The organism is Streptomyces sp. CB01580 (assembly GCF_001905795.1).
Taxonomy (GTDB): domain Bacteria; phylum Actinomycetota; class Actinomycetes; order Streptomycetales; family Streptomycetaceae; genus Streptomyces.
Map to the genome: position 1 here is coordinate 14,799 of NZ_LIXJ01000038.1, position 14,976 is coordinate 29,774.

A 14,976-nucleotide genomic window follows, 5' to 3' on the forward strand; every position below is an offset into this window, starting at 1 on the left:
CGCACGTGAGGACCCTGCCGATCCGCCTCGCCCCGCAGCCCGGCGAGGCACTTGACTCCTGGTGGGAGGCGACCGCCCACCGGCTGGGAACCAACACCATCGATGTCCTGACCTCCATAGGCCTGCTACCGCGCGATGCCTGCCAGCCGACGCAGTCGGGTGTGTTGAGCCGGCTGGTCACCCTCCTCGACGCCGACCAGGCGGCAACCATCGCCTGGTCGGCCGGCCTCACCCCGGTACAGGCACATGCCATGACCCTGGCCCGCTACGACGGGCAGGCCCACGTGATCGACACGCATCGGCGCCGGGTCGAGGCGAGGCATGTCTGGGGCCGGGCCCGAGGTTCACGCTACTGCCCGGCCTGTCTCGCCGAGAGCGGCGGCAGATGGCGGCTGAGCTGGAGACTCGGCTGGTCCTTCGCCTGCCTCGATCACCACCTGCTGCTGGTCGACGCCTGCCCGCGCTGCCGCCGCACGCCGCGGCACATCGCGGTAACTACCCGCCTTCCCCTCGCTCCGGGACACTGCCACAGCCCTTCGGAGAACGACGCCCCGCCGGCACGCTGCGGCCAGCCGCTCGCGGAAGTCCCCGCGCTCACACTCGCCGCGCAGGGACCCGTGCTCGCGGCGCAGACCCTCATCGAGGAGGTGATCTCCTGCGGCCAGGCTGCTTTCGGCATCTACCAGGACTATCCCCAGCCCAGTCTCGCGCTGTTCGGGGACCTTCGGGCGCTGGCCTGCATTCTCCTTCGCCGCGTCCCCGACCGGCTTGCCGGCTTCGTCCCGCCGGAGATCCTGGCACTGCACCAACAGCCACCGCCCGCGGTGCGACGATCCTTCGACCCCGTCGAGGAGACCCGTCCGGGACGTCTTGCCCCGCAGCGGGCCGCGACCGCCGCCCTGGCCGTCAGCGCGACCCTGCACGTCCTCGGACACGGCGACGTCCACCAGGCCGGAGCCGCTCTTCGCCACCTCATCAGCGACGCCGACGGCAGCATTCCCCTCAAACCCGATCTTCACTGGCGTCACACCAGTCCGCTGTTCGAAGCGGTCTGCATCGCAACCCTCGCACCCCGCCTCAAGGGCGTTGACCAGTTGCGTTACCGCACTCTGGACCGACTGCCGAGCAGGCCCGGACGCTCGGCGAAAATCCGGGTCGCGGAGCGGGCCGGCAAGACCCCGACACAGCTCTGGCCGGCCTGGTCCGCGCGCCTCAGTCCCGCGGACGGGGCCCTCTCGCGCACGATCCGCCCGGCCTTGTCCTGCTATCTCCTGCTGATCGGAGGCACCAGGAGCTTCTCCTCGGCGTCCCGCCTCCTTCGCGCACCGGTCACAGAAAAGGTGGGCTCCCACCTCACGTTCCGGCTGATGCAACGCGGCCACTTCAACGCCTCAGTCGCGGCCTGACCGCGCTGGCGGACTACCTTGACCAGGAAGGATCACCGATCGACTATGCGCGCCGGCGCGCGGTCGACTACGGCGACCTGCTGCCGCTGGACGCCTGGACGCAGCTCTGCCGGAACATCGGATTCGAGGCCGGCGGAGTACGGCGCCACCAGTTCACCCGAGCGCTGCTGTTCGAGCGGCTCAGCGGACTCGCCGCAACCCTCGCCCCGGCTGCCTACACGCCCAGCACCCAGGAGCAGCGGACCATGCTGCGGACCTTCGAAACCGACCTCACTCCGGCGCTGATAGGCCAACTCGAAGAGCACGCGGCTGAGTTCCTCACCCGCCAGGGCGTCCACAGGGAACCTCTCACCTGGCAGCCGCCGACGGACATCATCCGCGATCTCGAGTTGCCCGGCTGCGACCTGCAGGACGTCGACCTCGGCACGTTGCACCACCTCATCAGAGGCGAATCCCTGACGACAGCGCAGGCCGCCCGCCGCCTCGGCGTCAGCCATGACACCGTCCGGTTCGTCCTGCAGGAGCAGCCAGCCCCTCCCAGCGAGGCGAAGAGCGCGAAGTGGGAGAGAGGAGCGACTATCCGCCGGGCTCGCGCCGCGCTCCCCAGGGAGAAGTTCGCACGCTTCTACCTCGACGAATACCGCTCGCTCAAGTGGATCGCGGAGCACGTCGACGTGAACGCCGAGGCGATCAAGGTCCTGGTCCGTGAATACGGCATGAAGCGCGACGGCAAAGCCACCCGCTGGCGCCAGATCGATCTCGACTGGCTCCGCGACCAACGCGCCGCCAGCCGCACCTGCCGCGAACTCGCAGAGGAGACCGGCCTTTCGGTCGGAATGATCAGCTACCTGGGGCGGCGCCATGACCTGTCCGGCCACCGCTCGACCCAAATCAACGATGCCCCGGTATAACGGGGGCGCATGGTCTATCCTGAACTGGTCACCTCGGCCTATCCGACCACCCGAGGCGGCCTCGCAGGGAGGCGCGATGATTCAGATCACTCTCGGCAAGAAGAAGGACGTCGACCCGAACAAGGACCCCTTCCAGCGCTCGCAGATCGGCTGGAGCGACGGGTTGTCCGCGCGGCAGCTCTACGACATCGCCCGAGGTGTCTGGGTGATGCCCGGATCACGCGTCGAACGTGAACGGTTCGCGGTCGCCAACGGCGGGGGGATCATCCGCCTGGCCATGGAGATCGAGCGGATCGTCGACATCCCTGGCGGGCGACGGGCTTTCGAAGGCCGCCTCCTTGGCCCCGGGCATCCCGTCCACGATCACTACGTCGGCAAGCCGGCCCCGAACGGCGCCCAGCAGAACCCCATCACCTACTTCGACTCCCCGCTGGGCAACCGCGAATGCAACTGCGGATGCGGCAAGCCCATCAGCCGAGGCGACTTCCTCCCCGGTCACGATCAGCGCGCCATCCACGAGAGAATCGCCCGCATCGGAACCGTGAAGGACTTCATCGCCTGGTTCGACCAGACCTGGAAGCCCGCCGATGACCCGCAAAGCGATGCCGCGTGAGGAAATGCCACCGAGCTGAGACCGAAACCGTGGGACAACCAATGAGACAACAGTGCAAGCAGCAGGTCACCGCGGTCCGGAACGACAATGGTGGCGCGAACCTACATACATCAAGGACGGCACCGTCACCGACGTCGACAACGGAGAGTAGGAGAAGGCGACGCTGAGCATGTTCGGGGACGGCCTGGACGCCGCGGTGCAGAAGGCGTTCACCCGCCCGGTCCCGAAATCGGCCGGCGCGCAGATGCGGTACCTGGTCAAGCAGCTCAAGGGCACCAAGGCCGTCGCCCAGATGCTGCGAATCTCCCAGCGCACCGTCGAGCGGTACGTGAAGGACCAGATCAAGAAGCCCCGCAAGGACCTCGCCGCGCGCATGGAGCGCGAGGTGAAGGCCCGGTGGCAGCCGCAGATCCGGGCCAAGGCCCGCGAGAAAGCGGCGAGCACCGGCGGCATCGTCATCGACACCCGCGCCCGCCTCGGCTACACCGCGCCGATCGGGTCGACGGACCAGGACCGCATCCGGCACCTGACCGTCGCCCTGCCGCCCCGCTACGCCGCCCGCCTCTTCGACGCCCAGGAGGCCGGCGCCAGCGACCGCGAGCTCAAGGAGATCGCGGCCGAAGCGCTCAAGGAGGTGTACTTCCAGGACGGCGGCCGCCGCGCCGGCAGCCTGGAAGAGGTGCGGTTCACGGACGTCGAACACCTGGAGTTCGACCTGTAGCAGAGCCCCGAACAGACCGCGAGCCCCGGACCGGTGCGGTCCGGGGTGCAGGAGAAGACCGGCTGCGCGAGCTCACCGCCGAAGCCTGGACGCCACACAACTGGCCACACTCACCGACCACGTCATCGCACTGCACCACCAGCACGGCCTGCACCTGGACGAGGAAGTCCCCTACGCCGTGAAGCTGTACGCAACCAGCGACCAGGTCGACCAGGCGGCCGCCCTCGCCGGATTCCGCCCCCAAAGGGGCACACGCCCCGGACAGTCCGCGAGACCCGGTTCCTGAGTACCGAGCTGCGCTCTCCGGTGGAGCCGAGGCCGGCCCAGCAGCGGCGTGGCCGTTTATGGGCACTCAGCGGGCCGCGTCGAACTGGCGCACCACCTGGGGCAAGGCCTTGAGGACCGTCGTGGAGTGGTCGAAATCGCCGATGTCAGTGAGCTGTTGGTCGGAGCTGTTGGCGGTCAGCTGGCGTTGGCAATGCAGGGAGTTCGCAAAGGCGACGTCCTTGTCGCCCCTGGCGTGAAAGAGGTGTACCGCGACTTCGGGCCGCCAGTCGCAGGTGGTGTCCAGGGGCTTCAGTTTCTGTCGCAGCTCTCCCGTGGGGTTGCGCACCTTCTGGAGGAACTCTTCGGTGAACAGTTCCTTCGAGGTCGTCGGCAGCGCGGCCGCGATCTCCGACGCCTCGTGGTTGCCGTCGAACAGTGACTCCACCGTCTTGTCGTACGGGGCGCGGAACGCCTGGCCCGGCGTGGCGTACAGGCCGTACATCCGGTGCCACGCGGTCGCGAAATAGGCGAGGTAGAGCGATGACCGGGCGACTTCGTCGTCCGCCGCGGCAGCCTCGAAACGACTCAGATTGAACGGGCCGGCAATCGGGGCGAGAGCGCCCGGGCGGAAGTACGGATCGATGTTCTGTTGCAGGGCTCGCCCGACCATCATCGTGGCGGGTCCGCCCTGAGAGAACCCGCTGATGAGGACGCGCTGGTCCAGGTCGTGGCCGTCCCGGCGGGCGAACGCACGAGCTGCCCGTAATGCATCCACCGAGGCGCTGACGGTTCCTCCGGGTTCCCGCACAGGTGGAATCCGGGGCCCTTGCCCAGGCCGAGGTAGTCCGGGCGGACACCGCGCGGCCGGTCGAGGCGAACAGCAACGCCGTGGCACGGTCGGTGGACTCGTCGTTCACCGAGGCCACTTCGCCTCGGTACACCTCGGTGCCGTGCAGCCAGGACACGACCTGAAGGTCGCGTTCGTCGTTCTTCGGCATCGCGACCAGTTCGATGGCCGTAGTGGGTCTGCCTGTGATGTCGACGGTGCGATACACGATCCGATGGGCCCGTACGCCGTAGCGGATCTGTGCCGTATCGATACCCGTCTTCGCCAGGCGGTCAGCGACCTCCTTGGCGTTCAGGTCCACCACAGGGGTCGACGAGACCACCGCACCGCGTGCTGAGGGCTGCTGCTGATCGGCCAGGGCTGCAGACGGGGCGGAGCTCTGAGAAAGTGTTGGGTAATCGGGTGATTACTGGCTCTTGAGGTCGTCGGCGAGGCGGCGGGCCGCTTCGGTCTCGATGGGGCCGCGTGGTTCGATCTCCTCGCCGGCGAGGCGCGCGGCCATGAGCCGGATCACCGCGACTTTGATCATTGCTTCGGCGTGCGCGGTCTTGCGCTCGTAGTCCCGTGCCAACCGTCTGCACCGTCCCAGCCAGGAGAATGTCCGCTCGACCACCCATCTGCGGGGCAGCACCTGGAACCCTTTCACATCCGCGTTGCGCGGCACCGCGACGATCTCCAGGTTCTCGCGCTCGGCCGCCCAGCCGACCAGTCCCGCGTCGGCCACGTTCACGTAGCCGCCGTCCACCCAGATCAGCCCGACCTGCGGAAACAGGCTCCGGATCCCGGCGAGAACCAGCTTCGCGCCCGCCCGGTCCTGCACCGAGGCCGAGTGCACGACCGCCCGCAGCACGAGCCCGCAGGTGTCTACGAGCAGATGCCGCTTGCGCCCCCGTACGCGCTTGCCCGCGTCGTAGCCGATGGCCTGACCGCCCTGATGACTACGGGCGGACTGCGAGTCCAGTACGGCCGCCGAAGGCTGCGGGTCCCGGCCGTCCGCCACTCGGACCCGCTCGCGCAGTGCGTCGTGGACCCGGTCCCAGGTGCCGTCCGCCGTCCAGGCGCGAAACCACCGGTAGGCCGCGTCCCACGGCGCGAGGTCGTGCGGCACCAGCCGCCACGCGCAGCCGCTGACCAGCACGTACAGCACGGTATCCACGATCAGCCGACGCGGGAACTTCAGCTGACGGCCGCCCCGGCGCGGGTCCCGCACCGGCAGCAGCGGCTCGATCACCGCCCACTGAGCATCCGTCAACGACGAGTCATAGGAGGGCTTGCACACGCAGACACACATGGCGGTGATCTTTGCGGACAGCTCCGGCTGACGATGATTTGGTGGAGCCATCGCGGATATCACTCGGTACGTCACTCGGACTCAGGAAACGTCCTGTTCTCTCCTATCCGCGGTGGTCCGGCGGCCGTCGTGATCTCAACTCGGCGGAACCGCCCCGTGACCGAGGAGATTCTGTGCCGTGAACCCCAGCAGCCTGCGCGCGGCCGAGGTGTCGACCGGCGCCGCGCGACCCGGCAGCGGGCGCCGCAGCACGGTGGTGGGGTGATAGCGGCGCAGCAGTTCCTCCGTCGGGTACGGCACGATGATCTCGGGGGCGCAGAGGTGTACCGCGTGCGCCGCACGGCCGGGTACGTCCAAGGCCAGCAGCGCGGCCCTCGCTGCGTCATGGACCTCGAGGTACGTCCACAGGTCTCTTGCCCCCGCGGCCGGGTCGGCCGTGAGCCGGGCGGCATGGGCGTGCAGCCGTTCCTCGAATCCGCCCACGTACGGATAGCGCAGGCACACCACGCTCATTCCGTACCGCCGCGCCATCATCTGCGCTGTCAGCTCGTCGACCTGTTTGGACAGGCCGTAAGGGTCGGCAACCTGGGAGGCCATCGCCTCATCGACCGGCGCGTACGGCGGATGCGGATCCGCGACATCCGTCCAGGGCAGGCCCGTGACACCCCAGGAGCTTGCCACCGCCGCATGCCGGATCCCGGCCCGGCCGGCCTCCTCCAGGACGGTGAAGGTGGAGAGGCTGTTGCCCGCGAAGACCTCACATGCGGTGTTGCGCTCGGGAGTCGGGATCGCCGCCAGGTGGATGACCGCATCGGCGCCCTCCAGAGCAGCCCGCACGGCCTTCGCGTCGGCCGCGTCACCGGTCGCGACCAGGCGCGCCGCGAGATCCCCGGGATCATCGAGGACCAAGGCGTTCGCCTCGATCCCGCGCTCGGCGAGCAGCGCGAGGACCGCTCGCCCGATCCGCCCGGCGGCCCCGGTGACCATCGCTCTTTTGACCATCCGGTCACTCTCCTGCGTCGGTGCTTCTACTCGTAGGCGCGCACGGCGACGACGTGCGCCGACGCCGCCCCGTTGGTGGCTTCGACGACGACCCGGATCGCCGATGTGGTGACCGGCTCCGCCAGCGTGTGCGTCTCGCGTCGCCGCCGATTCTGCGCCGCACGGGCGATGACGCGCCAGGAGCCGTCAGTATCCAGTGCCTCGACGCGGTAGTCGCGAAGGAGGGTGGGGAGGGTGTCGAAGGGCGTGCGGTGGTGGTGCAAGTTGATCAGGTCCTCGTTGACGTCGTCGTCGGCGATGACCTCGATCCGGCCCAGAGCGACCGGTTCGGGCCAGGCCAGCTCGAGCCAGGGGGAAGGGACGTCCGCCAGTGGTGCGGAGACCCACATGTGCGGTCCCGCGTACGGGCGGGCATAGCCGTCGGTGGCCTTGGCGGGGGAGTAGGCCGCGGTCTCTCCCGTACGGAGGCAGAAGGTGCGGCGCAGCAGACCTGTGTCCGTCCACTCGCGCAGCGGCTGCGGCGATTCGTCCGACGGGCGCAGCGGTACGCGCGTGAAGCACAGGACGCCGGGGGTCGGGCGGTCGGAGCGGTGCAGAGCGAGGGCGTCGTTGGCGCGGACTACCAGGAAGGCGTTGCGCGGGGTTTCGGGAGACCAGTCCAGGCCCGTCTTGAGCCACTGCCGGGCACCGGCGGCGACGGGCAGGGTGGTGGAGGTGACGAGGCGGCGCGGGACGTAGTTCTGGCCGAGTTCGGGGTCGTACAGATCGATCACGATCTCGGTGTCGCGGTCGGCGTCGACGAGCAGTTCCACGCCGGAGAGGTCCGGGTCCGCGGGGAGGACGAGTCCGGCGTCCGCCGCGAGCGGCCATAGCTCGTCGGAGTCCTCGACTGCCAAGCCGCTCAAGGTGGATGAGGCGGTGGCCCTCGCCCGCAGGGCCAGGTCCTCCGGGTCCGTCGAGGCGAGGCCGATGAGCGAGGCGTCCTGACGCAGCAGCGCCCGGTGCAGCTCGGGTACGGGGAGTTCGCGCGGGGTGACATCTCCGGTGGCGCAGAGTGCCGCCGCCGTGCCGGCCGCCTGTCCGATCGTGGCGCAGGTCGCCATGACGCGGGTCGAGCCGAAGGCGACGTGGCTGGCGGAGATGTTGCGTCCGGCGAAGAGCAGGTTCGTCGTGTTCACCGAGTACAGGCTGCGGTAGGGGATGTGGTAGATCCCGTCCGCGTAGCGCTGCTTGGCGCCGCCCTCGTCGGCGTACATGCCCTTAGGCGGATGCAGGTCGATGGACCAGCCGCCGAACGCGACCCGGTCGTCGAACTCGGTCTGGCCGAGGATGTCGCCCTGGTGCAGGACGTAGTCGCCGAGGAAGCGCCGGTACTCGCGCTTGCCGGGCACCGAACCCACCCACTCCAGCGTCATGTTCGCCGCGTCGAACTCGCCGGAGTTCTTGATGTGGTCCCAGACGCCGTGGATCACCGCCCACAGCTCGTCACGGATGCGTTCGTTGTCGTGGACGGTGTCGAGCTCGCCGCCGAACTCGATCCACCAGTACGCGCAGCCGTTGTCACCGGACTTGATGACGCGGCGCTGCGGGATGGAGGTCCGGGTGATGTCCTTGGCGAAGTCCGGCGGCACGAACTTGACCGGATGGCCGGCGTCCTTCGTGTAGAAGAGGAGAGTCGATCCCAGGGTGATGTCGTCGGCCGCCTCCGGAGCCCATGACTCGCCGTACTCGGCGTGGGATTCCCGGCCGATGCGGTGGTGGGCGCCCGCCAGGTGGCCGATCAGGCCGTCCCCCGTGCAGTCGAGGAAGAGGGGGCTCTCGAAGCGTATCCGCCGCTCCGAGCCCATCATCCAACCGGTGACCGAGGTGATTCGCCGGGCCTCGTCCGGACCTTCGGCGTCGACCTCGCGCACGTCGGTGTTGAGATAGAGCGTGATGCCGGGCTCGGCGCGCACGGCGTCCAGGACCACGGCGTCCCAGTAGTAGGGGTTCCCGTCCGGGTTGCGGAACTGGTTCTCCACGAGCAGCTCGCCCATGATACCGCCCTCACGGGCATGGTGATTCTTGCCGTGGCCGGTCGCGCCGCACACCCAGACCCGGACCTCGCTGCTCGCGTTGCCGCCGAGCACCGGCCGGTTGTTGACGAGTGCCACGGTACGGCCCAGCCGGGCGGCGGCGATCGCCGCGCAGACCCCGGCCAGGCCGCCGCCGACGACGGTGATGTCGTGCCGTGCGGTTTCGTTCCTCATGTCGAACGTCACTTACTTCCAGTCGGGATTGGTGGCGAGGCCGTAGTAGATGCGCGGGGCACCGTCGAGGGTGAGGGTGACCTTGCCGTCGGAGGCTTTCAGGGAGCGTTCCTGGCCGATGCAGTTCAGCTCCCGCACCGTGCCGTCGACCGTCCCCGCGTGGGCCACGACCGGGGTCCTGGTCGCCCAGGTGTCGACCCAGGGCTCGGGCGACGCGAACCAGGGGTCCTCGCCGTGCTCGGAGTTGAGGACGTATCCGTCCTTGCGGCTCCAGATGACCGAGACCGGTCCGCCGGGAGTGGTGAAGAGGAGTCCCTTGATGTCCTGGTCGGCGAAGGCGAGATGCCGGACGAACTCGGCCTCGTCCAAGACCCGGGCGGCGGTCGCGTAGGCGAGGAGCGAGGGCTTGGCGCTGGTGTCGCGGTTCATCAGGCCGTAGTGGTACTCGGGGTTGGCGGGGTCGGCCTCCTGCGGGTGGTAGAGCACCGAGTCGTGCAGCTGGTACCAGTTGACGGCGCGTACGTTCTCGGACTTGGCGAGCGCGAGCGTGAGCAGTGTGTTCTCGGCGGCGTGCCGGTAAGTGTCGCTCCACCACGCGTTGGGCCGGGTCGGTGCGTACGCCTCGGTCAGCCACAGCTCCTTGTCGCCGCCGTACTCCTGAAGGACCTGGTTCGCCTTGCGCAGCGCGCCGAGGAAGTTCCAGTACGAGCCGGACGGTCCCTGCGTCCACTCCTCGGGCGGCGGCGCGAAATCGGGCGTGAAGTTGCCGCGACCGGGGTGGAAGGCGAAGGCGTCGATGAGGTCCCAGCCGCCCGCGGCACGGAAGTTCTCGGTCCATACGTAGTCCATGCCGCCGAGGCCGGCGTTCATGACCTTCATCCGCGAGCCCGCCGCGTCGAGGCGCGTGGTGACCTGGCGCAGACCGTCCCGGACGTAGGCGTCGGCGCCGCGGCCCGACATCCAGGGCTGGTTGACCTCGTTGCTCACCTCGAAGTACGCGGCCTCGGCGGCCAGGGCCTTGGCGACATTCGTGTCGGCCCAGGCCGCGATCTGCTCCGGGCTGCCGCCCACGGGGATGCCGCTCAGCTCCACGTTGTGCCCGATGCCGTTCGCGTCCAGGGTCGCGGTGTCGATGCCCGGGGCGCCCGCGTAGGCGATGCGGATCCACTTGATGCCGAGCGTCCTGACCAGCCCCAGTACGGCGTCCTTGTCGGGTTCGAGCAGCCAGGGGTAGTTGGCGAGGCCGAACATCGACTCCTTGCCCGCCTTGTACGCGAACTCCGGGAGCACGCTCAGATTCGTGCGGGCCAGCGCCCGGTCGTTGCCGCTGACCACCTCCACCCCGGTGAACACGATGTTCTGCGAGGGCGCGGTCAGAGCGAAGGAGGCGTTCCAGGCCGCGCCCGCCGCGAGACTCCTGCGGAGCGTCCCCCCGGCGATCCTTCTGCCGCCGAAGTCCCGCGCCCACCAGGTGAGTGTCACCTTCCTGGCCGCGGCGGAGCCGTTGACGACCTGCGCCTTCAGCGTCATCGTCTGCCCGGCCGCCTTGTAGAGGTTGAACGGCTGGTCGGTCCACACCTCCACGCCGAGCGGGCGCTCGGCGGCGAGCGTTCCCGCCCCGCGCGGCCGTAGATCGCCCAGAACCAGATCGGCCTCGGTGACCGCGGTGCCCGCGCCGGTCGAGGTGCCGGGGGAATGGACCCATGTGGCGTTCGTGTTCGCGGGGTTGGTGGACGGGAGGCAGAAGAAGCCCTTCGACCCGGCCCACGTCTCCACGTACGCGCCGCCCGCGTTCACCTCGTACGGAATGCCGCCCCGGGGGTCCTTCTCCCAGACGGTCAGGGCTTCGTACGACTCCGCCGCGCTCGCTCCGTACACCGTGCGGGAGAACATGAAGCCGGCCGGTGTGAGCGTGCCGGAGCCGCCGACCTCCCACTTCATGTGTGCCTTGCGGGAGGTGACGTCGAAGGTGCCGCGCACCGTGACTCCGGACGCGCTGCTCCCCATCGTGTACGTGACCTGAATCGCGGGCCGCCCGTCCGGGAGCGTGATCCGGGCGGGGGTGCCGCCGAAGGTGCGCTGCTGGCCGAGCGAGGTGTCCTTGATCATGAAGTGGCTGAGCAGGATGCGGTCGGTGCCCGCACCGTCCCGCACGAGGACGCTGCCGTCGCCACGGCCGACCAGGGTGATGCCGTCGGCCTCGATGGTGACCGGGTCCGCGGCGTACGCGGGAACGGCGGGCAACAGTGCGGCGCCGGTGGCGACGGCCGTGCCCTGGATGAATCTGCGCCGGGCGACTGACATGGAGGTGCCCTTCTCTTGGTCTGGGTGTTCCGGATGCTCCGGAGATTTCGGAGCGGAAGGTGCGGTGGGGGGGAGCCGGGGCTCGGCCGCCGGCTCCGGCGGAAGTCAGCCCTTGACCCCGGTGAAGCCGAGCCCGGCGACGATGTACTTCTGGCAGACGACGAAGACGAGCACCGGCGGGGCGACGGCGAGCACCATCGTGGCGATCAGCTGGTCCTGCGGGGCCTGCGTGGCGAGCTGGGACAGCGCGACGCTGATCGGCTGCCGCTCGGGGTCGGTGATGGCCACCAGCGGCCAGATGAAGTCCTTCCAGGAGTGCATCACCGCGAGCAGGCTGATCACGGCGAGCACCGGCTTGCTCATGGGCAGCACGATCTTGGTGAGCAGTTGCCGGGTACTTGCCCCGTCGACCCGCGCCGCGTCGAACAGCTCCTTCGGGAGGGCGTCGAAGAACTGCTTGGCGAGCAGCACCGTGAAGGCGTTCGTGCCGGCCGGCAGCCAGATCGCCCAGTAGGTGTCGCCCAGGTTGAGGTGGAGGAACGGTACATCGATCATGGTCATGAAGAGGCTGACCATGTTCACCGTGTACGGCACGAACATCGTGGCGAGGATCGCCCCGTAGACGACCTTGCCGAACTTCGGCCTGAGCACCGAGAGCGCGAAGCCCGCCGTGGCCGAGACGAAGAGCTGCACGAACCACGATCCGCCGACCACCAGGAGGGTGTTCATCAGATAGCGGCCGACACTCAGATCGGTGTACGCCGTCGAGAAGTTGCCCAGAGCCGGCCGGTCCGGCCAGAGGGCCAGGGGCTGGGTCGTGAGCTCGGTGGGCGGGGAGACCGCGCCCTTGACCATCCAGTACAGCGGTCCGATGCCGATGAGCAGCAGCAGGATCAGGGTGAACACCTGGACGGAGCGCACTGCCGCGCGCACGCCGGGGCGTTGGCGGTCGTTGGTGGAGACGAAGGTGGTGAGCGTGGTCATGACGTGCTCCAGCTGCGGGTGGCCCGCAGATAGACCGCGGAGAGCAGGGCGAGGGCGAGCACCATCAGGAAGGAGAGCGCGGCGGCCTGGCCGTACTCGCCGTCCTGGAAGGCGTACCGGAAGATCAGCAGCAGGACCGTGAGGGTGGAGTTCTCGGGCCCGCCGCCGGTGAAGACATACGGTTCGGTGAAGACCTGCACCGTGTTGATCAGCTGGACCAGCAGCAACAGCCCGATGACGGAACGGAGCTGAGGCAGCATCACATGCCAGATGCGCCGCCAGATCCCGGCACCGTCCATCTCGGCGGCCTCATAGAGTTCGCCGGGGATGCCGACCATCGCCGCGAGGTAGATCAGAACGGCACCGCCCATGCCCGCCCAGGTGGCCTCCAGGACCAGCGAGAGCATGGCGCTGTCGGAGGACTCCAGCCACGAGTACGGGCCGAGCCCGATCTTGCCGAGGGCGTTGTTGAAGAGCCCGCTCCCGGGATCGTAGAACCACTTCCAGAGCAGGATCGCCACGACCGGCGGGATGACCACCGGCAGATACACCAGGAAGCGGTAGACGCCCGCGCCCCGCCGCACCGTCGACATGATCGCGGCCAGGACCAGCGGCGCCGGGAACCCGATCAGCAGGCCGAGGGCCACGAAGAACAGGGTGTTCCCGACGGCGGTCCCCAGCAGTGGATCGTCGAACAGGGCACGGAAGTTGTCCAGGCCGATCCAGACCGCGGGCTCGACGAGGTTGGTCTTCTGGAAGCTGAGCAGCAGGCTGCGCGCGATCGGCCACCAGGCGAAGAGCCCGAAGATCAGCAGTGCGGGGACGAGGAACAGCCAGGCGGTGAACTGTTTGCGGGCGCCGGTGCCACGCTGCCGAGGCAGGGCGCGCGGCACGGGCTCCTTGGACACGGCGGCCGGGCGCCGCGACGGAGTGAGCAGAGCCACGGGCCGGCTACTTCTGGTCCGCGGCGAGCTTGGCATTGACGTCCTTCTCGGCCGCGGCCAACAGGGCGTCGATGTCGGCGTCGCGCTTGGTGAGCACTGCCTGGACCACCGGGTCGAGCACGGTGTACAGCTTCTGTGCCTGGTACGGCGGCTCCGGCTTCAGCTTCAGTGTGGAGAGGCCGTCGATGTACGGCTTGAAGTGCTGAAGCTTCACATTGACGTACGGCTTGATCGCGGCATCGATCTCGGTCTGCCGCTTCCTGTCGAAGACCGGCAGCGTCGGCACGCCCACCGCGGACTTCGGGTCGGCGGACAGCGTCTTGGCCTGCTCGGCGGCGATGTCGGTGCTGTACTGCGGCTTGGCATAGGCGAACGTCAGCCACTCCACGGCCGCTGCCGCGTGCTTCTTGTCGGCGGACTTCGGAACCATGTAGATGTCGCCGCCGGTGAGTGTCGCGTCGCCGCCGGACTGCGGCATCGGGGCCACTCCGAAGGCGTCGGTGTTCTCCATGCCGAACTGCATCTTCGCCAGCCGGTACGTCCCCGGGCTGCCCATGAACATGCCGACCTGCCCGGCCGAGAACTGCTTGATCACGTCGTTCTGATTGTTGAGCAGGGTCTTGCCGAGCGAGTCGTCCTTCCAGCGCATGTCCTTGAGCAGCCGCAACGCCTGCTTCGTCGGCTCCCCGGTGAGCGTGGCGGTGTACTTGCCACCCTGCTCCTTCTGCAGCTCACCACCGAAGGCGTACGACAGCATCGTCAGCTGCCAGCCGCCCTGGTTGTCCTTGGATTCATGGACGAACCCCGCCTTGCCGGTCTTGTCGCTGATCTTCTTGGCGGCGGTACGGACCCCCGCCCAGGTGGTCGGCGGGCGGTCGGGGTCCAGGCCGGCCTTCTCGAAGAGCTCGCGGTTGTAGACCAGCCCCTGGGCGTACGGGTTCTGCGGTACGCCGTACACGTCGCCGGCGCTGTCGGTCAGCGGCTGGAGCACCTGGGGGTTGAACTCCTTGAAGTGCTCCCACTCCTTGAGCTGCCCGGTGATCGGCTGCACCTGCTTCTGCTGGATGAGCCGCTGCGGCTCGGTCAGCGGCACCTTGATGATGTCCTCGACATTGCCGCCGGACAGCTTCGCGGAGAACGTCAGCGGGTCGAAGACCGTGGTCGAACCCTTGACCTTGATGCCCGGGTTGGCCTTCTCGAAGTCGGCCACCTGCTTCTTGAACAGGGCGACCCCCGGCTTGTCGGTGGCCGGCGGCATGCCCTGCACCCGCAGTACGAGATCGCCGTCCCCGCCGGCGCTGCTCGGAGTGAGGGAGGAACAGCCCGCGAGGGTCGCGGTCAGCGCCATGCAGCCAAGTATGGCCGCACAGCGGGAGTTTCTGGGCATAACGGCTCCAAGAAGGGCAGGAGTGGGTTCGGTGCGGCGTTGTGCAGTGC

The 14,976-nt window shown here is 68.7% G+C and carries 12 protein-coding genes; 4 read left to right on the top strand and 8 right to left on the bottom strand.

Going from position 1 to position 14,976, the window contains the following annotated elements:
• Positions 1-5 precede the first annotated feature (5 nt).
• From AMK22_RS33585 to tpg, 4 genes are all read left to right on the top strand, one after another.
• Complete coding sequence (locus AMK22_RS33585) at positions 6-1,406, top strand: TniQ family protein (RefSeq protein WP_158072114.1); 1,401 nt, start codon at positions 6-8, stop codon at positions 1,404-1,406.
• A gap of 245 nt (positions 1,407-1,651) precedes the next feature.
• Positions 1,652-2,317, top strand: coding sequence for a hypothetical protein (locus AMK22_RS33590; RefSeq protein WP_073791197.1), 666 nt, complete (start codon positions 1,652-1,654; stop codon positions 2,315-2,317).
• Positions 2,318-2,393: 76 nt separating this feature from the next.
• Positions 2,394-2,930: a hypothetical protein gene (locus AMK22_RS33595; protein WP_073791198.1), complete on the top strand. Its 537-nt coding sequence runs from the start codon at positions 2,394-2,396 to the stop codon at positions 2,928-2,930.
• 163 nt (positions 2,931-3,093) lie between these two features.
• Positions 3,094-3,651: a telomere-protecting terminal protein Tpg gene (gene tpg / locus AMK22_RS33600; RefSeq protein WP_073791200.1), complete on the top strand. Its 558-nt coding sequence runs from the start codon at positions 3,094-3,096 to the stop codon at positions 3,649-3,651.
• 352 nt (positions 3,652-4,003) lie between these two features.
• Here tpg and AMK22_RS41500 read toward each other — a convergent pair whose 3' ends face one another.
• From AMK22_RS41500 to AMK22_RS33640, 8 genes are all read right to left on the bottom strand, one after another.
• Positions 4,004-4,726 carry a hypothetical protein gene (locus AMK22_RS41500; RefSeq protein ID WP_242434267.1) on the bottom strand — a complete coding sequence of 241 codons (723 nt, stop codon included), beginning with the start codon at positions 4,724-4,726 and terminating at the stop codon, positions 4,004-4,006.
• Positions 4,727-5,171: 445 nt separating this feature from the next.
• Positions 5,172-6,056 (bottom strand): IS5 family transposase, encoded by an 885-nt coding sequence (locus tag AMK22_RS33610; RefSeq protein ID WP_073791202.1) that lies wholly within the window; start codon positions 6,054-6,056, stop codon positions 5,172-5,174.
• A 135-nt stretch (positions 6,057-6,191) separates the two neighbouring features.
• Positions 6,192-7,058: an NAD-dependent epimerase/dehydratase family protein gene (locus tag AMK22_RS33615; RefSeq protein WP_242434268.1), complete on the bottom strand. Its 867-nt coding sequence runs from the start codon at positions 7,056-7,058 to the stop codon at positions 6,192-6,194.
• 26 nt (positions 7,059-7,084) lie between these two features.
• A complete protein-coding gene (locus AMK22_RS33620; protein ID WP_073791246.1) occupies positions 7,085-9,307 on the bottom strand; it encodes an FAD-dependent oxidoreductase in 2,223 nt (740 codons plus the stop codon).
• Between the two features lie 12 nt (positions 9,308-9,319).
• A complete protein-coding gene (locus AMK22_RS33625) occupies positions 9,320-11,611 on the bottom strand; it encodes a hypothetical protein (protein ID WP_073791205.1) in 2,292 nt (763 codons plus the stop codon).
• 105 nt (positions 11,612-11,716) lie between these two features.
• Complete coding sequence (locus AMK22_RS33630) at positions 11,717-12,595, bottom strand: carbohydrate ABC transporter permease (RefSeq protein ID WP_073791207.1); 879 nt, start codon at positions 12,593-12,595, stop codon at positions 11,717-11,719.
• On the bottom strand, positions 12,592-13,575 hold the full coding sequence (locus tag AMK22_RS33635; protein ID WP_199883382.1) for a carbohydrate ABC transporter permease: 984 nt from the start codon (positions 13,573-13,575) through the stop codon (positions 12,592-12,594). The genes AMK22_RS33630 and AMK22_RS33635 overlap by 4 nt, the downstream gene beginning before the upstream one ends.
• Positions 13,547-14,887 (bottom strand): ABC transporter substrate-binding protein, encoded by a 1,341-nt coding sequence (locus AMK22_RS33640; protein WP_158072115.1) that lies wholly within the window; start codon positions 14,885-14,887, stop codon positions 13,547-13,549. The genes AMK22_RS33635 and AMK22_RS33640 overlap by 29 nt, the downstream gene beginning before the upstream one ends.
• Positions 14,888-14,976: the final 89 nt, after the last annotated feature.